17 protein-coding genes are annotated in these 18,587 nt (G+C 71.6%); 8 read left to right on the top strand and 9 right to left on the bottom strand.

All coding sequences use genetic code 11. The features are described 5' to 3' along the window. Positions 1-70 precede the first annotated feature (70 nt). Positions 71-1,369 (top strand): M14 family metallopeptidase, encoded by a 1,299-nt coding sequence (locus PWG71_RS01740; RefSeq protein WP_274807665.1) that lies wholly within the window; start codon positions 71-73, stop codon positions 1,367-1,369. Positions 1,370-1,563: 194 nt separating this feature from the next. Here the strand turns inward: PWG71_RS01740 and gcl are convergent, their stop codons facing one another. From gcl to PWG71_RS01725, 3 genes are all read right to left on the bottom strand, one after another. After that, entirely contained in the window at positions 1,564-3,279 is a 1,716-nt protein-coding gene (gene gcl, locus PWG71_RS01735; RefSeq protein WP_274807664.1) for a glyoxylate carboligase, read from the bottom strand. A 131-nt stretch (positions 3,280-3,410) separates the two neighbouring features. Further along, positions 3,411-4,295, bottom strand: a complete 885-nt coding sequence (locus PWG71_RS01730; protein ID WP_274807663.1) for a 2-hydroxy-3-oxopropionate reductase — start codon at positions 4,293-4,295, stop codon at positions 3,411-3,413. 52 nt (positions 4,296-4,347) lie between these two features. After that, a complete protein-coding gene (locus PWG71_RS01725; protein WP_274807662.1) occupies positions 4,348-5,145 on the bottom strand; it encodes a hydroxypyruvate isomerase family protein in 798 nt (265 codons plus the stop codon). Positions 5,146-5,486: 341 nt separating this feature from the next. On the opposite strand from PWG71_RS01725, the gene uraD reads away from it, so the two are divergent. The 6 genes from uraD (at position 5,487) to alc (ending at position 11,409) form a co-directional block, all read left to right on the top strand. Next, positions 5,487-6,044 (top strand): 2-oxo-4-hydroxy-4-carboxy-5-ureidoimidazoline decarboxylase, encoded by a 558-nt coding sequence (uraD, locus tag PWG71_RS01720; protein WP_274807661.1) that lies wholly within the window; start codon positions 5,487-5,489, stop codon positions 6,042-6,044. Next, the gene (gene uraH / locus PWG71_RS01715) at positions 6,041-6,385 is read left to right on the top strand and encodes a hydroxyisourate hydrolase (RefSeq protein WP_274807660.1); all 345 of its coding nucleotides are present in this window, start codon (positions 6,041-6,043) and stop codon (positions 6,383-6,385) included. The genes uraD and uraH overlap by 4 nt, the downstream gene beginning before the upstream one ends. Positions 6,386-6,577: 192 nt before the next feature. Continuing rightward, positions 6,578-7,474, top strand: a complete 897-nt coding sequence (pucL, locus tag PWG71_RS01710) for a factor-independent urate hydroxylase (protein ID WP_274807659.1) — start codon at positions 6,578-6,580, stop codon at positions 7,472-7,474. A gap of 208 nt (positions 7,475-7,682) precedes the next feature. Then, positions 7,683-9,170 (top strand): nucleobase:cation symporter-2 family protein, encoded by a 1,488-nt coding sequence (locus PWG71_RS01705; RefSeq protein ID WP_274807658.1) that lies wholly within the window; start codon positions 7,683-7,685, stop codon positions 9,168-9,170. A 95-nt stretch (positions 9,171-9,265) separates the two neighbouring features. After that, entirely contained in the window at positions 9,266-10,192 is a 927-nt protein-coding gene (locus PWG71_RS01700; RefSeq protein ID WP_274807657.1) for a LysR family transcriptional regulator, read from the top strand. 89 nt (positions 10,193-10,281) lie between these two features. Then, positions 10,282-11,409 (top strand): allantoicase, encoded by a 1,128-nt coding sequence (alc, locus tag PWG71_RS01695; RefSeq protein ID WP_274807656.1) that lies wholly within the window; start codon positions 10,282-10,284, stop codon positions 11,407-11,409. Positions 11,410-11,492: 83 nt separating this feature from the next. On the opposite strand, the gene allB is transcribed toward alc, so the two are convergent. After that, entirely contained in the window at positions 11,493-12,842 is a 1,350-nt protein-coding gene (gene allB / locus PWG71_RS01690) for an allantoinase AllB (protein ID WP_274807655.1), read from the bottom strand. A 111-nt stretch (positions 12,843-12,953) separates the two neighbouring features. After that, positions 12,954-14,234, bottom strand: coding sequence for a DUF6986 family protein (locus tag PWG71_RS01685; RefSeq protein ID WP_274807654.1), 1,281 nt, complete (start codon positions 14,232-14,234; stop codon positions 12,954-12,956). A gap of 284 nt (positions 14,235-14,518) precedes the next feature. Here PWG71_RS01685 and PWG71_RS01680 point away from each other — a divergent pair, with 284 nt between their 5' ends. Further along, a complete protein-coding gene (locus PWG71_RS01680; RefSeq protein ID WP_274808108.1) occupies positions 14,519-15,262 on the top strand; it encodes an IclR family transcriptional regulator in 744 nt (247 codons plus the stop codon). Positions 15,263-15,335: 73 nt separating this feature from the next. Here PWG71_RS01680 and era read toward each other — a convergent pair whose 3' ends face one another. From era to ybeY, 4 genes are read right to left on the bottom strand one after another with little or no spacing between them, the layout of a single operon-like run. Then, positions 15,336-16,304 (bottom strand): GTPase Era, encoded by a 969-nt coding sequence (gene era / locus PWG71_RS01675; protein WP_274807653.1) that lies wholly within the window; start codon positions 16,302-16,304, stop codon positions 15,336-15,338. Between the two features lie 10 nt (positions 16,305-16,314). Further along, positions 16,315-16,659, bottom strand: a complete 345-nt coding sequence (locus PWG71_RS01670; protein WP_274807652.1) for a cytidine deaminase — start codon at positions 16,657-16,659, stop codon at positions 16,315-16,317. Further along, positions 16,656-18,047 (bottom strand): hemolysin family protein, encoded by a 1,392-nt coding sequence (locus PWG71_RS01665; RefSeq protein ID WP_274807651.1) that lies wholly within the window; start codon positions 18,045-18,047, stop codon positions 16,656-16,658. The genes PWG71_RS01670 and PWG71_RS01665 overlap by 4 nt, the downstream gene beginning before the upstream one ends. Then, positions 18,047-18,535 (bottom strand): rRNA maturation RNase YbeY, encoded by a 489-nt coding sequence (gene ybeY / locus PWG71_RS01660; protein ID WP_274807650.1) that lies wholly within the window; start codon positions 18,533-18,535, stop codon positions 18,047-18,049. Before ybeY ends, PWG71_RS01665 begins: the two co-directional genes overlap by 1 nt. Positions 18,536-18,587: the final 52 nt, after the last annotated feature.

Below are 18,587 nucleotides of genomic sequence, written 5' to 3'. Positions count from 1 at the left end.
AACGTGTTGATCTCCTTTGCAATGTCGCCACCGTGTCCGATCGCCTCACCCCCGCTCACGGAGGCATCTCGTGGAGACCACCCGTTTCCCGTCCCCCCGACGCGCCCGCATCCCCAAGGGCGTCCGTCGCACCCTCGTCCCCCTGACCACCGCCGCCCTCCTGCTCGGCGCCCTGGCCCCCGGGAGCGCGACCGCCGAACCCGAGTACGACCTGTACCGGGTGGACGGTGTCGAGACCCCGCGGGAACGCACCGCCATCGCCTCGACCGGTGCCGCCATCGACCAGGTCGCCGCCGACGCGGTACTGGTCACCGCCACCCCCGACGACGCCGAGGAGATCGCCGACCTCGGGTTCGGGGTGGAGTTGCTGGAGATCCCGCAGCCGTTCGCCAACCCCGACCCCGGGTACACGACGTACCCCGAACTCCTCGACATCGTCGACGAGGTCACCGCCGATCACCCCGACATCGCCGCGAGCACGGTCATCGGCACCTCCCATCAGGGCCGCGACATCGTCGCGATCAAGATCAGCGACAACGTCGGCACCGACGAGGACGAGCCGGAGGTGCTGTTCACGCACGCCCAGCACGCGCGCGAGCACCTCACCGTCGAAATGGCCGTGTACCTGCTCGACCTGCTCACCGACGGGTACGGCACCGATCAGCGCATCACCGGGCTGGTCGACGAACGGGAGATCTGGATCGTCCCCAACGTCAACCCGGACGGCTCCGAGTACGACATGGCGGGCACCAACTGGCGGAACTGGCGCAAGAACCGCCAGCCCAACGCGGGCACCTCCGCCATCGGCACCGACCTCAACCGCAACTGGGACTACAGGTGGGGCTGCTGCGGCGGTTCCTCCGGCAACCCGAGCAGCATCACCTACCGGGGTCCGGCCCCCGAATCGGCTCCCGAGGTCAGGGTGATCGCCGACTTCGTGCGGAGCCGGGTCGTGGGCGGCGAGCAGCAGATCACCGCCGCCATCGACTTCCACACCTACAGCGAGCTCATCCTGTGGCCGTTCGGCTACACCTACAACGAGGTCACCAGCGGGATGACCCGCGCGGAGTACGACACCCACGTCGCGCTGGGCACCCACATGGCCGACGCCAACGGGTACACGCCGCAGCAGGCGAGCGACCTGTACATCACCGACGGGTCGATCAACGACTGGCTGTGGGGCGACCAGCGCATCATCAATTTCACGTATGAGATGTACCCTCGCAGCGCCTGGGGCGGCGGTTTCTACCCGCCGTCGTCGGTGATCGAACGGGAGACGGCCCGTAACAAGGAGGCCGTGCTGCGGCTGCTCGACTACGCCGACTGCCCGTACCGCATCATCGGCGAGGAGGACGCCCACTGCGGCTGACCCCGCGCCTGGACGGCCCCTCCCCCCGACAGGGTCGGGCAGAGGGGCCGTTGTTCGCCGCGGACCGGAGCGCGGGAGGCCTCCGTCGGCGGCGGCCTGGGGGCGGTGGCGCCCACGGGGTTCCGCAAGGCCCGGAGTGAACGTCCCGGGGGTTCTCGTTCCCCGAGCGCCATCGCACGGGCCGAGGCGGGAGGTCAGGCGCCGGGGAGCGGCTCGAACTCCTTGACCGCGTCGATCGACGGACCGTGCGGGGTGTTGGCCTCGCGCTCGATCATGATCTCCACGAGCACCGGCCGCGACGTGGCCTTGGCCTCCTTGCGGGCCCATTCCAGGGCGTCGCGGACGTCCCCGGGCTCCCAGACCCGGCGGCCGGAGCAGCCGTAGGCCTCCATGATCTTGACGTTGTCGGTGCCGTACTCGTCGTAGTGGATGTCCACCTGGAAGTTCATCTCGAAGGGGATGGACGCCTGACGGATCAGGCCCAGGTACTCGTTGTTGAGCATGACGAGCACGTACGGGACGTTGTACTGGGCGGCGACCGCCAGTTCCTCGACCATGTACTGGAACCCGTAGTCGCCGACGATGCCGACGACCTCGGCGTCCGGCTCGGTGTTCTTCAGGGCCTTCTTGACGCCGATGGCCGCCGGGATCTCCCAGCCCAGCGGACCGGCCTGGCCGCAGATCTGGTAACGGCGCGGCTTGTACGCCTTCTGGTGCTGGCCGCCCCAGATCTGGTAGAGGCCGATGGCGGTGACGAAGTAGGTGTCCTCGTCGAAGACCTCGTTGATCTCCTTGTAGACGCGCGGCGCCTTGATGGGGACGGTGTCGAAGTCCTCGCGTCGGGTGAGGGTGGACTTGAGCTCGCCGACCCGGTCGACCCAGCCCTCGACCCGGGCTCGGGCGTCGCGCCGTTTCGCGGCGGCCAGCAGTTCGCGCAGGAAGAGGCGGGCGTCGGAGACCACGCCCAGGTCGGGTTCGAAGACCCGGCCGATCTGGGTGGCCTCGACGTCGACGTGGATGAACGTCCGCTCGCCCCGGTAGACGTCGATCCGACCGGTGTGCCGGTCGGCGAAGCGCGCGCCCACGGCCAGGACCAGGTCCGACTCCAGGAACGAGGCGTTGCCGTAGCGCTGGGAGGTCTGCACGCCGGTCATGCCCGCGTACAGGGGCGAGTCCTCGTCGAAGGAGCCCTTGCCCATGAGCGTGACCTGGACGGGGACCCTCAGGTACTCGGCGAGTTCGCGCAGTTCGTCGGAGGCCTCGGCGAGGATGACGCCGCCGCCGGCCAGGATCAGCGGGCGCTCGGCGGCGAGCAGCAGGTCCAGGGCGCGCTCGACCCGGGGCGGGTGGGGTGCGACGGTGTCGACCTTGAGCGGGGCGTCCAGTTCGGGGTCGTACTCGATGACCTGCTGGGCGACGTCCACGGGGATGTCGATGAGGACGGGGCCGGGCCGGCCCTCGCGGGCGATCCGGAACGCCTCGCGGAAGATCCACGGGGCGGTCGCCGCCTCCTTGATCTGCACCGCCCACTTGGTGACGGGCTTGGCGATCTCGACGATGTCGACCGCCTGGAAACCCTCCTTGTCCAGCAGGTCGGTGCGCTGCTGGCCGGTGACGCACACGATCGGGATGGAGTCGGCGATCGCGGTGTACAGGCCGGTGATCATGTTGGTGCCGGCCGGGCCGGAGGTACCGATGGCCACACCGACACCGCCGGTGGTGCGCGACCAGCCGTCGGCCATGTGGGTGGCGCCCTCCTCGTGGCGGACGATGAGGTGCTCGATCCCTCCGACGTCCTCCATCGCCTTGTAGAGGGGCAGAATGGCGGCGCCGGGGCAGCCGAAGGCGGTGTCGACGCCTTCGTCCTTCAGAACCTCGACGACCGCGTTCATCACGGGCATCCGTGCCATGGCTGTTCCTTCGGTGCTAGGGGGAGGATCGGTGGGAGCCGGGCCCGGCGGATCCCGCGGTGCGGCCAACACGCGCGGGTGCCGGTGCGGCTCGGGCGGCGGAGTGCTCGGTTCCGCCGCGTGGTCGGCGGCTACTCGCGGCCGGAGAGCCCCTCGACGATCTTCAGGAGCGCGGAGTGGTCGAGGCCGCCGTGTCCCTGCCGCGCGAGGGCGGCGACGTACTGCGCGACCTGGGCGCCCAGCGGGATCGCCACCCCGGCGGCGCGCGCGGAGTCGGTGACGATGCGCATGTCCTTGTCGTGCAGGGCGATGCGGAAGCCGGGGGCGAAGTCGCGCTCGCGCATGGCGGCGCCCTTGCGCTGGAGCACCGTGCTGCCGGCCAGGCCTCCGCCGAGCACCTCCAGGCCGGCCTCGGTGTCCACACCGTGGGCCTCCAGGAAGACCAGGGCCTCGGCGAGGAGCTGGATGTTGCCGGCGACGATGAGCTGGTTGGCGGCCTTGACGGTCTGCCCGGACCCGTGGGGGCCGACCAGGACCGGGGTGGTGCCCAGGACGTCGAAGAGCGGGCGGGCCGCGTCGAAGTCCTCGCGGGAGCCGCCGACCATGATGGACAGTGCGGCCTCGACGGCACCGGCCTCGCCACCGCTGACCGGGGCGTCCAGGACCCGGAAGCCGCGTTCGGTACCGGCGGCGGCCACGGCGCGGGAGACGTCGGGGCGGATGGTGCTCATGTCGATGACGAGCGTGCCGGGCCCGGCGTGTTCGAAGACGCCGTCCGCGCCGAGCAGGAGGGCCTCGACGTCCGGGGAGTCGGGGACCATCGTGATGACGGCGTCGGCGTCGGCGACCGCCCCGGCGACGGAGCCGCCGCGCAGGCCGCCCTCGGCGACGAGGGCGTCCACGCGCTCGGGGGAGAGGTTGTGGCCGGTGACGGTGTATCCGGCGCGGGCGAGGTTGACGGCCATGGGCAGGCCCATGATGCCGAGTCCGATGAAGGCGACCTTGCGGATGGACACGGGGGTGCCCCCTTTTCTTCGTGGCTGTGGGACGCGCGGGGTCGATGCGGGCTCAGCGCAGTCGACCGAGGCTCTGTTCGGTGGGGACGGTGGGCTTGTACTCCAGTCCGACGAGGCCCTGGTAGCCGCCGGCCTGGGCGGCGGTGAGCAGGTCGTCGATGGGGAGCGCGCCGGTGCCGGGCTCTCCCCGGCCGGGGACGTCGGCGATCTGGACGTGTCCGAACTCCGCGGCGTGGTCGCGGACCACGGCGGCGACGTCGTCGCCGTTGACGGCCAGGTGGTACAGGTCGGCGAGGAGGGCGACGTTGTCGGCCCCGGCCTCCCGGACCTTCGCGACGAAGTCGAGTCCGTCGCGCGCGGTCCTGAGCGGGTAGCCCTCGGCGCCGCTGAGCGGCTCGATGAGGACGATGCCGCCGACCCGGGCGACCGCCTCGGCCGCGGCGACGGTGTTCTCCAGGGCCAGCCGGTCCTGTTCGGCGGGGTCGACCCCGTCCTGGCGCAGGCCGTAGAGGGCGTTGAAGGCGGTGGTGCCGGTGCGTTCGGCGATGGCGACGACGACATCGAGGTTGGCGAGGAACTCGGCGGAGCGCGCGGGCTGTGAGAGCACGCCCCGGTCGGGTCCGGGCAGGGCGCCGGCGAAGAGGTTGAGGCCGGTGAGGCGGACCCCGGCGGTGTCGAGGGCGGCGACGAAGGCGTCGATCTCCTCGCGGGGCGGGGTGGCGCTCTCGAACGGCCACCAGAACTCGACCGCGTCGAACCCGGCGTCGCGTGCGGCCTGCGGGCGCTCGTGAAGGGGCAGTTCGGTGAACAGCATGGAGCAGTTCACCGTGTACCCGAGGGTGTGGCTCATGCACTACCTCCGGCATCAGATTCCGCTATGCGGAACTTGCTTTTCACTTTGAGGAATGACATGAGTGTGGGCCCGGTCGCCCCCGGTTGTCAACCGCCCCGCGCGCCGACCCTCGCCCGCCACGCCGCCCGCGCTCCCCCGTCGACGCCGCTCCCGCACGGGGACACGCATGTTCGGAGGTTCTTCCGGGGATGTCATGAATCCGCCTGTTTTTCGCCGGATACCCCTTGCGAGTGTTGACAAGGTCACACTCCCATCAATTAGAGTCCCTCCAATCCGTCATACGGAATCGCATGTCTGCACTACGAAAGCCCGGCTTCGGCCGGGCCACGGGAGAACCCATGCCCGAAAGCACCTCGGCGGAGCCGGACCTCCGGCCCGACCTGGGATTGGAGCGGCTCAACGCCCTGTCGGAGGAGGAGCTGCGCACCGAACTGGCGCGGTGCCTCGACGTGGAACGCTGGGTGCGGGCCGTCGCGGCCGCCGCGCCCTACGCCGACCGCGCCGCCCTCCTCGACACGGCCGACGCCCACGCCCGCGCCATCACCGCCGACGAGGTCGCCTCGGCGCTGGCCCGCCACCCGCGCATCGGCGAGAAGGCCCACGGGCGGGACACCGAGGCGGCGTGGTCGCGGGGCGAACAGTCCGCCTTCGCCGCCGACACCGACGACGCCGCCGTCCGCGTCCAGCGGATCTTCCAGTACGCCCAACGGGAGTACGAGGAACGGTTCGGGCAGATCTACCTGGTCTGCGCCAGCGGCCGCGGCGCCCGCGACCTCTTGGCCGACCTGGTGGGACGTCTCGACAACGACCGCGACACCGAACTGGCGGTGGTCGGCGACGAACTCCGGGGGATCGCCGCCCTGCGCCTGGTCAAACTCCTGGAGGCGACGGCATGAGCCACGTGACCACCCACATCCTCGACGCCGCGCTCGGCCGCCCCGCGGCCGGTGTACCCGTCCGGCTGGAAGCGGCCTCCGACGCCGACCGCGCCTCCTGGAGGACGGTGGCCGAGGGGCGCACCGACGACGACGGACGGGTCGGCGACCTGGGGCCCGAGCGGCTCGCCGCCGGATACCACCGGATCACCTTCGACACCGCCGCCTACTTCACGGCGACCGGACAGCGCGGCTTCTACCCCGAGGTCTCCATCGTGTTCGACCTCGCCGACGAGGACGCCCACTACCACGTGCCGCTCCTGCTCAGCCCGTTCGCCTACTCGACCTACCGGGGCTCGTAGTCCGCGACCGCGCCGGTATCCGACACCTCCCCGCGACAGAAGGGACACGCCCAGGGCAGGGAACGAACGCGGGATCACAGACTCAGGGTGCGTGACAGGTCCTTCCGCATGACCACAGCGGTCCTCCCTCGTACGCACGGCGCTCACGACGCCAACGACGAAGACTTATCCATACGGATGGAGTTCACCCTGATGGGCATCAGACTCGGAGACAACCAGTACGGCAAGGCCGAGGTACGCCTCGTCCACGTCGACCGCCACACCGACGTGCACCGGATCAAGGACGTCAACGTCACCTCCCAGCTCCGCGGCGACCTGGAGGACGTCCACACCGTCGGCGACAACGCCACGTGCCTGCCGACCGACACCCAGAAGAACACGGTCTACGCCAAGGCCCGCGAGTGGGGCGGCGTCGGCGCCATCGAGGACTTCGCCCTGCGCCTGGCCCGCCACTTCGTGGACGAGCACGAGTACGTGCGCGGTGCCCGCCAGGAGATCGAGGAGTACTCCTGGGAGCGCATCACCACCTCCGCGGGGCCGCACGATCACTCCTTCGTGCGCAACAACGCCGAGACCCGCACCACCGTCGTCACCAAGGACGGCAACCGGGAGTGGGTCCTCTCCGGTTTCACCGGCCTGACCGTCCTGAAGTCCACCGGCTCGGAGTTCCACGGCTACCCCAAGACCCGCTACACCACGTTGCGGGAGACCACCGACCGGATCCTGGCCACCGACGTCACCGCCCGCTGGCGCTACGTCGGCACCGACCACGACTTCGACAAGGCCTACGCCTCCATCCGCGCCCTGTGCCTGGAGGCCTTCGCGAACACGCACAGCCTGGCCCTCCAGCAGACCCTCTTCGAGATGGGCAGGGCCGTCCTGGAGGCGCACCCCGAGGTCGCCGAGATCCGCTTCTCCATGCCCAACAACCACCACTTCCCGGTGGACCTGACGCCGTTCGGGCTGGACAACCCGAACGAGGTGTTCTTCGCCGCCGACCGCCCCTACGGCAAGATCGAGGCCGTCGTCGAGCGCGACGACGCCCCCGAGCCGGGCGACGCGTGGAAGACCGTCCCGGGCTTCGTCTGATCGTCTCCTGACCACCGGGGCCCGACGTGCGGCCGGGCCCCGGCCCTCCCCGGTCCGAGGTGACCCCTCGCCTGCCCGCGGCGCAGCGGGCTGCCCGCCCTCGGCGTGCCCGGAAACGGGACGCGCGGCGGTGCGATTCGTCGGGCGCGTGCGCCCGAGAACCCGACCACCCCCCGTGGTCGCCAACACAAAGGCTGGAAACCGGCCCATGTCGAACAGTCCGTCCGCGAAGGACTCGGCCACTACGAACGTCACCCTCCCCTCCCGCCCCGAGGACGCGAAGCCGCCGCTGCGGCTGCTGCTCGTCTACGGGATGCAGCACATCCTCACCATGTACGCCGGCGCGGTCGCGCCGGCCCTCGTCATCGGCGCCGCCGCCGGACTCGCGAACGACCCCGCCTCCATGGGCATACTCGTCAGCGGCGCGCTCCTGGTGGCGGGGATCGCCACCCTCCTCCAGACCGTCGGCCACCGCAGGATCGGCGCCCAGATGCCGATCGTGGTCGCCGCCTCCTTCGTCCCGGTCAGCGCCATCACCGCCCTGGCCGCCGGGCAGGACGGCGAGAACCTGCCCGTGGCCTTCGGCGCCTCGCTGGCCGCGGGGGTCTTCGCCCTGTGCCTGACCCCGTTCTTCGGGCAGCTCATCCGCTTCTTCCCGCCGATCGTGACCGGCACGATCATCACCGTCATCGGGATCAGCCTCATGCCGGTCGCCGCCCGGTGGATCATGGACGGGGGCACGCACACCGGCGCGGACGGCACGACGGTCCCCGCCGCCCCCCTGGCCAACCTGGCCCTGGCCGGGGTCACGCTGGCCGTCATCCTCATCGGTTCCCGGGTGCTTCCCGGGGTCTGGGGACGGTTGTCCGTCCTGCTGGGCATGCTCGTGGGCACCCTGGTGGCGCTGTCCCTGGGCATGGCCGACTTCAGCCGGGTCGGCGAGGCCGACATCGTGTTCGACCCCACCTCGGTGTTCTACTTCGGCCCCCCGCGCTTCGAGGTCGCCGCGATCGTCACCATGTGCGTCATCATGCTGGTCGTCCTGACCGAGGGCGCCTCGCACATCATCGCGGTCGGCGAGATCACCGGCTCCCGGGTGGACGCCGCGCGCATCTCCGCCGGGCTGCGCGCCGACGTCAGCGGGTCGATCATCGGCCCGATCCTCAACTCCACCCCCACCAGCTCGTTCGCGCAGAACATCGGGCTGCTGGCGCTGACCGGCGTCCGCAGCCGCTACGTGGTGGCGGTGGGCGCGGGCATCCTCGTCCTGCTGGGGATGTTCCCGATCCTGGGCGGGGTCATGGCCGCCCTGCCCGCCCCGGTCCTGGGCGGCGCCGGTCTGGTGCTGTTCGGCAGCGTGGCCGCCAGCGGCGTGAAGACGCTGGCCAAGGTGGACTTCGGCCGCAACCTCAACCTGGTGCTGGTGGCCGCCGCGTTCGGGGTGGCGGTCATCCCGCTGGCCTACCCGACGTTCTACGCGTTCCTGCCCGCGTCGGTCGAGATGATCGCGCACTCGGGCATCATCGGCGCCGCGGTGGTGGCGATCCTGCTGAACGTCTGCTTCAACGTCATCGGCGGCGGGGCGCGGGAGGCCCCGGCGGCGATCGAGGAGATCGGCGGCACGGGTCCCGGTGAGGCCGAGTACACCGATCAGGCGGGGGCCGCCCATCGCGAGGAGGACGCCGAACGGCCCTGATCCCCCTCGGTGAGGGCGGGTGCGCGTCATCGGGCGCACCCGCCCTCACCGTTCCGCCGCTTCTGTTCACCGAGGTCGAATGGTATGTCTGATCCATGACCGACTGGGATCTGCGCAAGCTGCGCGTGCTGCGCACGCTCGACCGGGTCGGGACGGTGCGCGCCACCGCCGAGGCCCTGTGCACGACCCCCTCCGCCGTCTCCCAGCAGTTGTCCGCCCTGTCCCGCCAGGTGGGAGTGGAACTGCTGGAGCCGCACGGGCGCCGGGTGCGGCTCACCGACGCCGCCCGGGTCCTGTTGCGGCACACCGACATCGTGCTGGCCCAACTGGAGCGGGCCGAGGCCGAACTGGACGGGTTCGCCCGGGGCGGGTCGGGGACCGTGCGCGTGGGCGCGTTCGCCACGGCCGTGCCCGGCCTGGTGGTGCCCGCGCTGAGCGCGGTGCGCGGCGTCCACCCGGGGTTGACCGTACGGGTCCACCAGGCCGAGGCCTCGGAGGTGTACGACCTGCTCGCGGCGGGGGAGATCGACATCGGCCTGTCTCTCGCCGCCCAGGCGCCGACCGGGCGCGACGACCGTTTCGACCGGGGGGAGCTGCTCACCGACCCCCTGGACGCGGCCCTGCCCGTCCACCACCGGTCGTCCGGGGTCCCGGCGCTGCGCCTGCGCGACCTGGCCGGGGAACCGTGGATCTACGGCGCCGCCGGTCCCTGGCGGGACATCACCGTCGCGGCCTGCGCCCAGGCCGGGTTCGTTCCCGAACAGGCGCACGTGGCCTCCGACTGGCGGGCCATCCTCGACATGGTCGCCGCGGGGCTGGGGGTGGCGCTGGTGCCCCGGTTGGCCGCCACCGGTGACGCGCCCGGTGTGGACCTGCGGGTCCTGCACGAGGACCGGCCGCGTCGGCACGTGGTCTGGGCGGTGCGCGCCGGATCGCGCGAACGTCCGCAGATCGCCGTGACCCTGGGCGCCCTCATCGACCGGGCCGCCACCCTGGCCACCGCGAACGTTCAGTTCTCGTGAACATGATGATCGAAAAGTTTCGCTGGAAATGACCGATTCCTCCTGTCAGTCTGGACGTGTCCGAACGACCCGTCACGACGAGGAGGACCATGAGCACGACTCCGACCTTCGATCCGCGCGCCTACAACGCCCGCCCCTACCCGGGCGGTGACCCCTACGCGGATTACCGGGGCGCCGCACTCGACTTCGGCGCCCTGGTGGATCTCGCGGATCGCAGGCTCGGGGGCGCCGTGGTCGCCGCCAACGACGAGTTCTTCGCCGACCGCGAGAACCTGCTGCGGCCCGAACCCGCGGTGTTCGACCCGCACGCCTTCGGGCACAAGGGCAAGGTCATGGACGGCTGGGAGACCCGGAGACGGCGCGGCCCCGACGCCGACCGCCCGCACCCCTCGGCCGACGACCACGACTGGGCGCTGATCCGGCTGGCCCTGCCCGGGGTGGTCCGCGGGCTGATCGTGGACACCGCCCACTTCCGCGGCAATCACCCCACCGAGGTGAGCGTGGAGGCCGCCCACGTGGAGGGGACCCCCACCACCGACGATCTGCTCAAGGCGGAGTGGACCGAACTCGTGGCCCGCACACCCGTGTACGGGCACGCCGCCAACGGGTTCGAGGTCGCCGACGGGCACCGCTGGACCCACCTGCGACTCCGGCAGTTCCCCGACGGCGGCGTCGCCCGCCTGCGCGTGCACGGCGAGCCGGTCGCCGACCCCTCCTGGCTGGCCGCCCTGGGCGCCTTCGACCTGGTCGCCCTGGTCAACGGCGGCGCGGTGGAGGACGCCTCCGACCGGTTCTACTCCTCCCCCGCCAACATCATCGCGCCGGGCCGCTCCCACAAGATGGACGACGGCTGGGAGAACCGGCGCCGCCGCGACACCGGCCACGACTGGGTGCGCTTCCGGTTGGCGGCCCAGGGGGAGATCCGCGCCCTGGAGCTGGACACCTCCTACTACAAGGGCAACTCCGCCGGGTGGGTCACCGTCCTGGGACGCGACGCGCACGGCGCCGACCCCGAGGCGTGGTTCGAGATCGTGGGCCGCACACGACTGGAGCCGGACGGCATCCACCGGTTCGTGTTCGACGCGCCGGTGACCGCCACCCACGTGCGCGCCGACGTCTTCCCCGACGGCGGCATCGCCCGCCTGCACGTGTACGGGTCCCCGACCCCGACCGGGACCGCCGAACTGGAGCACCGGTGGGCGGCCACCCGGGGCTGACCGCCGTCTCCGGGCGGCCCCCGTCAGCGGAACACCGGGGGCGGCGCACCCCGCGGGATGCGCCGCCCCCGGGCGATGGCCGCTCAGGGCCGCCGGATCATCCGTCCCGTCGTGGAGGTCGCCGTGACCTCGACCCCGCGCAGCAGGGTGCGCCGCACCCGGCCGGTCAGGATCGCGCCGTCGTAGGCGCTGACCGGGTTGCGGTGGGCCAGGTCCCGGGCGTCCACGCGCACCTCCTCCTCCGGGGCGAAGAGGACCAGGTCGGCGTCGGCCCCGGGCACGATCGCCCCCTTGCCCGGCACCCCGGCGACCCGGGCGGGCGCGGACGACATCCAGCCGACGACCTCCGCCAGGGGGACACCGCGCCGTCGTGCCTCGGTCCACACCGCCGGCAGCCCGACCTGGAGCCCGGAGATCCCTCCCCAGGCGGTGCCGAAGTCGCCGGTGTCGAGGTCTTTGAGATCGGGGGTGCTCGGCGAGTGGTCGCTGACGACGCAGTCGACGAGCCCGTCGCGCAGCGCCCGCCACAGCAGATCGCGATTGCCCTCGTCGCGGATCGGCGGGCAGCACTTGTAACCGGTGGCGCCCGCCGGGACCGTCTCGGCCGCCAGGGTGAGGTAGTGGGGGCAGGTCTCCACGGTGAGGCGGACGCCCTCCTCCCGAGCCCGTGCGATGAGCGGCAACGCGGCGGCGCTGGACAGGTGCAGGATGTGCGCCCGCACCCCGGTGCGCCGAGCCGTCTCGATGACCAGCGCGATCGCCCGGGTCTCGGCCTCGTCGGGCCGCGAGGCCAGGAACGCGGCGTAGTCGCGTCCGGCGGCGACGGGGGCGGCGGCCAGCACGTCGGGATCCTCGGCGTGCACGATGAGCAGCCCGTCGAACGCGGCGATCGCCTCGGCCGCCGTGGTCAGCTCCCCGGCCGACAGGTGACCGAACTCGTCCACGCCCGAGGGCGACAGGAACGCCTTGAACCCGAACACCCCGCGCGTCCACAGGGCGGTCAGCTCCCCGGTGGCGTCGGAACGGCTGTTCTCGGGGACGGCACCGCCCCAGAAGCCCACGTCCACCGCCAGCGCGCCGTCGGCGGCGGCCCGCTTGGCGTCCAGTCCGGCGACCGTGGTCGTGGGCGGAACGCTGTTGAGGGGCATGTCGACCAGGGTGGTGACCCCGCCCAGGGCGGCGGCCCGGGTGGCGGAGGCGAACCCCTCCCACTCGGTGCGCCCGGGTTCGTTGACGTGGACGTGACTGTCCACCAGCCCCGGCAGCAGTACCTCGTCGTCGGCGGCGCGCAGCTCCCGGTCACCGGTCAGGGGCGCGTCGGCGCCGTCCAGGACATCGGTCACCCTGCCCTCGCGTACGCCGACGGTGATCGGCCGCTCCCCGTCCGGGGTGAGCGCCCGTTCGGCGCGGACGACCAGATCGTGACGGTCCATCTCCTACCCTTCCTTCACGGGGACGCCCGGGCCCGCGAAGGCGCCCGGGCGTCCCGACGTCGAGCACCGGCGGCGGGTCCCCCTCCGCCGGCCCCCCTCACCCGGAGGAGGTCAGCCCTGTCCCACCCGGCGCGTGGCCAGGGCCAGGAGGGCTACGGCGTCGGTACCGGTGGCCTCGGCGACCTCCGCCTCGTCCAGGGCGCCGCAGCGCAGCCCCTGGGCCAGCACCGAGGCCAGCGCCTGGGCGGTGGCGGGCTCGTCCGCGACGTTGCCGCCCTCCACGGATCCGAGGTAGGTGCGCAGCCGCGCGGCCGCCGGTGCGAACGCCTCACGATAGAAGACGTGACCGGCCAGGTGGCGGATGGGCAGCTGGTGCGGGTGCAGGTCCCAGCCCTGGTAGAAACCGCGTTCCAGGGAGCGGCGGATCAGCCCGGCGTGCAGCCGCCAGGCGGCGTGCACCTCCTCGGGCGTGCCGACGGGCAGGATGTTGCTGCCCCCGTCGGAGAGCCACACGCCGGTACCGGCGGCGGCCACCTGCATGACGGACTTGGCGTGGTCGGCCACCGGGTGGGCCAGGCTCTGGTGGGCCGCGGTGATCCCGCAGGCGGCGCTGTAGTCGTAGGTGCCGTAGTGCAGGGCGGTGACCCGGCCCCGGCCGGCGGTGATCATGCGCGAGACCGCGACGGTGCCGTCGGGGAGCAGGATCGACTGGGGGGTCTCGATCTGCAACTCGAACCGCAGCCGACCGGCGGGCAGGTCGAACCGCTCCTCCAGACGCCCGGCGAGCCAGACCATGGCCTCCACCTGCTCGACGGAGGTGATCTTGGGCAGGGTCAGGACGAGGTTGTCGGGCAGGGAGCCGTGGCCCTCCAGGAGGGTGCGCAGGAACAGGTCGAGGGTGCGCACACCGCGGTGTCGACCGGCCGCCTCCATGCCCTTCATCCGAATGCCGAAGTAGGGGGTGGCCGTGCCCTCGGCCAGGTCGGAGACGAACGCCTCGGCGACGGCGCGGGTGTGGGCGTCCTCGGCCTCGTCACCCGGGGTGCCGTAGCCGTCCTCGAAGTCGGCGCGCAGGTCCTCGATGGGTTCGTCGGCGAGTTTGGCGCGCACGCGGGGCAGGGCGCCGGCGACGGACTCCTCATCCAGCCCGGTGACGCGGGCCAGGTCGGCGGGGTCGGGGGCGTAGGTGTCGAGCGACGCCAGGGCCCGTTCCCCCCAGTCGGCGGCCAGGCCGGGGCCGATCCGGTCGGCGGGCACGTAGACGCTGTGCACAGGCTGTCGGCCGCCGCGCGCGCCGGGGTACTCCCGTGCCAGGCGGGCGTCCGCGTCGGCGAGTCGGGCGTCGAGTCCGGTGACCAGTTCCGCGAGGTCCCGTTGGCTGTCCTTGGCCACGTCCGATGTCCTCCTCCGTGGTGGGCGCGCCCCTGCGGGCTCGCTCAAATTCCTATATGCGGATACTAACTTCTGCCATCCGGAATAACAAGGGTCGCGAGTGGCCCAGGGCACACGCCTCGCGGGTTCCCTGGCAAAGCAGGAGCGAAAAACCTCTTTCGTATTGCAAAATAAGGAGCGTGACCGCAGCGGCCCTCAGCATGGGAGCACGACCCTTGGCAGCCTCACAGACGACCGGCGCCGACCTGGCGCGCCCCGACGAGACGGCCCGGCGCTCCGGCGGGGTGCAGTCCCTCGACCGCGCGTTCGCGCTGCTGGAGATCATGGCCGACGCCGGTGGGGAGAGCTCCCTCAGCCAACTCGCCGACGCCTCCGGACTGCCCCTACCGACCATCCACCGCATCATCCGCACCCTGGTCGGCAACGGATACGTCCGTCAGCTCCCCTCCCGCCGTTACGCTCTGGGCCCCCGCCTCATCGGCCTGGGCGACAAGGCCGCCAAGATGCTCGGCACCTGGGCCCGCCCCCACCTGGCCCGGCTCGTGGAGGAACTCGGGGAGACCGCCAACCTCGCCATGCTCGACGGGGACAAGGCCATCTACGTCGCACAGGTGCCCTCCCCGCACGCGATGCGCATGTTCACCGAGGTCGGCCGACGGGTCCTGCCCCACTCCTCCGGGGTCGGCAAGGCGCTCCTGTCGCAGCTCGACGACAAGGAGGCGCTGGCCACCGTCGAGCGCACCGGGATGCCCGCGGCCACCAACCGCACCATCACCGATCCCGAACGGTTCGTCGCCGAACTCCACACGATCCGCCACAACGGCTACGCCATCGACGACGGGGAACAGGAGATCGGCGTGCGCTGCGTCGCGGTCCCCGTCACGGGCGCCCCCTCCGGGATGGCCGTGTCGATCTCCGGACCCGAGGCCCGGGTCAGCTGGGACTTCGTCAACCGCGCCGCTCCCATCGTGCAGCGGTGCGCCGCCACCCTCGCCGGCGACCTCAACAACCAGAACTCCCGCGAGTAGGCCGCGGGATCACACCGAGAACGCCGACGGGCCCCGGAGCGTCCGCTCCGGGGCCCGTCCATGTCCCGGCGGCCTACGTCTGCTGGTCGAAACCCAGCTTGCGCAGCTGCTTGGGGTCGCGCTGCCAGTCCTTGGCCACGCGCACCCGCAGGTCGAGGAAGACCCGCTGCCCGAGCAGCCCCTCGATCTGTTTCCGGGCCTGCGAGCCCACGTCGCGCAGACGCGCGCCCTTGGTCCCGATCACGATCGCCTTCTGGCTGGGACGCTCCACGTACAGCGACGCGTAGATGTCCACCAGCTCCTTGCCGGGCCGGGTGTTCTCCCGCTCCCCCATCTCGTCGACGACCACCGCGATCGAGTGCGGCAGCTCGTCGCGCACCCCTTCCAGGGCGGCCTCGCGGATGAGTTCGGCGACCAGCATCTCGTCCGGCTCGTCGGTGAGGTCGCCGTCGTGGTACAGCGGCGGACCCTCGGGCAGGTGCGAGCACAGGACGTCGGTGACGGTCTCCAGCTGGTACGACGCGCGCGCCGACACCGGGACGATGTCGGCCCAGTCCCCCAGCTCGTTCACCGCCATCAGCTGCTCGCCCACCGCGCCCTTGTCCATCAGGTCGGTCTTGGTGACCAGCGCGACCACCGGGGTGTTCGTCTGGGCGGCCAGTTCCCTGGCGATATAGGTGTCACCGCGCCCGATCGGTTCGTTCGCGGGCAGGCAGAACGCGATGACGTCCACCTCGACCAGCGTCGATCGCACCAGGGAGTCGAGTCGTTCCCCCAGCAGGGTGCGGGGTTTGTGCAGTCCGGGCGTGTCGACGATGATCAACTGCGCGTCGGGCCGGTGCACGATCCCGCGCACGGTGCGCCGCGTGGTCTGCGGCCGGTTGCTGGTGATCGCCACCTTCTGGCCGACCAGAGCGTTCATCAACGTCGATTTGCCCACGTTCGGGCGTCCGACGAAGCACGCGAAACCGCTGCGGAAACCCTCCGGGCGGGAGGGCATCGTCAGCGGTAGCCGCAACTTCTCCAGGTCGAGGTCGTTCATGAGTCCTTCTTCAACGGCGGGTGATGCTCGCCGGCACCCCGTCGAGGGCGGCGATCACCACCGTCCGGGTCTTGAGGTCGTCCAGCACGGCGCGGTCGTTCTCGGTGGGCTGCGCGGCCCCGGTGACGATCACCGCGGCCTCCAGGGCGGTGGCCTCACCGGAGACCGCCGCGGCCACGGCCGCCTGGAGCGCGCTCAGCCGGAGCGAGGGCAGGGAGACCGTGGTCGCCACATAGGTGCGTCCGGTCTCGTCGCGCACCGCGGCCCCCTCAGCGGCCGCGTTGCGGGCCCGGGAGGCCCGCGCGAGCGTGATGAGCTTGGCGTCCTCGGGGCCCAGGTTCGTGGTGTCCGTCACTGTTCCGTGCTCCTTGTGTTCTTGTTCCCGTCCCGCGCGTCCTCACCCTGATCCTCGGGAAGACGTTCCACCAGGACGGTGGTCATCCGGTTGCGGCGACTGCTCTTGCCCTCCAGGGTGAGTCGCAGCCCAGCGTATTCGGCCCGAGCGCCGCCGACCGGGACCCGCCCCAACACGAACGCGACCAGACCGCCGACCGTCTCGACGTCGTCGACGTCCAGGTCCTTGTCGGGGAACAGTTCGTCGAGTTCGCCCAGGGGGAGCCGGGCGGTCACCCGGACCCGGCCCTCGTCCAGCCACTCCACCGGGGGGATCTCGTGGTCGTACTCGTCGGTGATCTCACCGACGATCTCCTCGACGATGTCCTCCAGCGTGACCAGACCGGCGGTGCCGCCGTACTCGTCGATGGCGACCGCGACGTGATTGCGCTGCTTCTGCATCTCGCGCAGCAGTTCGTCGATGGGCTTGGTGTCGGGCACGTAGGTGGCCGGACGCATCACGTCGCCCGCGGTGAGCGGCACCTCGCCGTCGGGGTTGCCCGCGGCGGCGGCCCACCGGTCGCGCAATTGGTCCACCAGGTCCTTGAGGTAGACGATGCCGACCACGTCGTCCTCGTCCTCACCGGTGACGGGGATGCGCGAGTACCCGCTGGCCAGGGCCAGGGTGAGCACGGCGTCGGCGTCGGCCTCACGGGCGGTGAAGACGATGTCGGGGCGGGGCACCATGACCTCGCGCACCGAGGTGTCGTCGAGCTTGAACACCGAGTGGATCATCTGGCGTTCCTCGGGGTCGATGACATCGCCCTGTTCGGCCAGGTCCACCAGCTGGCGGAACTCCACCTCGGTGCTGAACGGGCCCTCCCGGTCGCCCTTGCCGCGCGGGGTGAGCACCCGGCCCGCCCCGACCAGCAGCTGTGCCAGCGGACCCAGCACGACCTGGATCGGGTAGACGATCGTGGCGGAGGCGCGGGCCAACTGTCCGGAGAACTGGCGGCCGAGGATGCGCGGGGTGACGGAGATGAGCACCGACTCCACCACGACCATGGCCACGGCCGTCAGGATCAGCGCGGGCCAGCCCAGACCCAGCAGGAAGACCATGCCCACGGCGGCGGCGATGACGGCGCACACCTCGCACACCACGCGCAGGAACAGCAGCACGTTGAGGTGGCGGGTGGGGTCGGCGCTCACCTTCTCCCACCCCTTGCCGGTCCCCTTCTCGGCGCCGCCGCCGGGCAGACCAACGGAGATCACCCGGGTGACGGCGACCTCGGCGGCCACCAGGAACCCGGCCACGGCGGTCAACACCAGGGCGACCGCGAACGAGGTGATCCACTCGGCGGGTTCGCCGGTGGTCAGGGACACGACATCGGGCCACACCGACGGTCTCATCAGGAGCTCTCGCTTCCCTCGGCGGGCCGGGGGGCCTCGCTCTCACGCCAGGCGGCGAGGATCTCACCCTGGAGACCGAACATCTCCTTGTGCTCCTCGGGTTCGGCGTGGTCGTAACCGAGCAGGTGGAGGATGCCGTGCGTGCACAGCAGGTCGATCTCCGCCTCGGTGCCGTGCCCGGCCTGTTCGCCCTGGCGCTCGGCCACCTGCGGGCAGATGATCACGTCACCGAGGACGCCGGGCTCGCTGGTGCGGCCGGGGCCGCCGGGGCGCAGTTCGTCCATGGGGAAGGACAGCACATCGGTGGGACCGGGTTCGTCCATCCAGCGCACGTGCAGGTCCGCCATGGGGCCTTCGTCGACCAGGACCACGGACAGCTCGGCCAGCGGGTGGACCCGCATGGCGTCCAGGACGAACCGGGCCAGACGCGAGAGCCGCTCCTCGTCCACGGTGGTGACGCCGGACTCGTTGGCGACGTCGATACTCATCGGTTGCGGATGCCTCACTTGATCGTTGCGGGCGGGCGCCACCGGGACGGGC

Source organism: Nocardiopsis sp. N85 (genome assembly GCF_028882275.1).
GTDB classification, from domain to species: domain Bacteria; phylum Actinomycetota; class Actinomycetes; order Streptosporangiales; family Streptosporangiaceae; genus Nocardiopsis; species Nocardiopsis lambiniae.
The sequence above is the reverse complement of the archived record's forward strand: the minus strand, read 5'-3'. Positions and strand labels throughout refer to the sequence as shown.

What these genes read in the sequence shown, in the direction of transcription:
- gcl (WP_274807664.1), bottom strand. Translation starts at nt 3,279, where the DNA reads ATGGCACGGATGCCCGTGATGAACGCGGTCGTCGAGGTTCTGAAGGAC.
- PWG71_RS01725 (WP_274807662.1), bottom strand. Translation starts at nt 5,145, where the DNA reads ATGAGCCACACCCTCGGGTACACGGTGAACTGCTCCATGCTGTTCACC.
- uraD (WP_274807661.1), top strand. Translation starts at nt 5,487, where the DNA reads ATGCCCGAAAGCACCTCGGCGGAGCCGGACCTCCGGCCCGACCTGGGA.
- uraH (WP_274807660.1), top strand. Translation starts at nt 6,041, where the DNA reads ATGAGCCACGTGACCACCCACATCCTCGACGCCGCGCTCGGCCGCCCC.
- pucL (WP_274807659.1), top strand. Translation starts at nt 6,578, where the DNA reads ATGGGCATCAGACTCGGAGACAACCAGTACGGCAAGGCCGAGGTACGC.
- PWG71_RS01705 (WP_274807658.1), top strand. Translation starts at nt 7,683, where the DNA reads ATGTCGAACAGTCCGTCCGCGAAGGACTCGGCCACTACGAACGTCACC.
- PWG71_RS01700 (WP_274807657.1), top strand. Translation starts at nt 9,266, where the DNA reads ATGACCGACTGGGATCTGCGCAAGCTGCGCGTGCTGCGCACGCTCGAC.
- alc (WP_274807656.1), top strand. Translation starts at nt 10,282, where the DNA reads ATGAGCACGACTCCGACCTTCGATCCGCGCGCCTACAACGCCCGCCCC.
- allB (WP_274807655.1), bottom strand. Translation starts at nt 12,842, where the DNA reads ATGGACCGTCACGATCTGGTCGTCCGCGCCGAACGGGCGCTCACCCCG.
- era (WP_274807653.1), bottom strand. Translation starts at nt 16,304, where the DNA reads ATGAACGACCTCGACCTGGAGAAGTTGCGGCTACCGCTGACGATGCCC.
- PWG71_RS01665 (WP_274807651.1), bottom strand. Translation starts at nt 18,047, where the DNA reads ATGAGACCGTCGGTGTGGCCCGATGTCGTGTCCCTGACCACCGGCGAA.
- ybeY (WP_274807650.1), bottom strand. Translation starts at nt 18,535, where the DNA reads ATGAGTATCGACGTCGCCAACGAGTCCGGCGTCACCACCGTGGACGAG.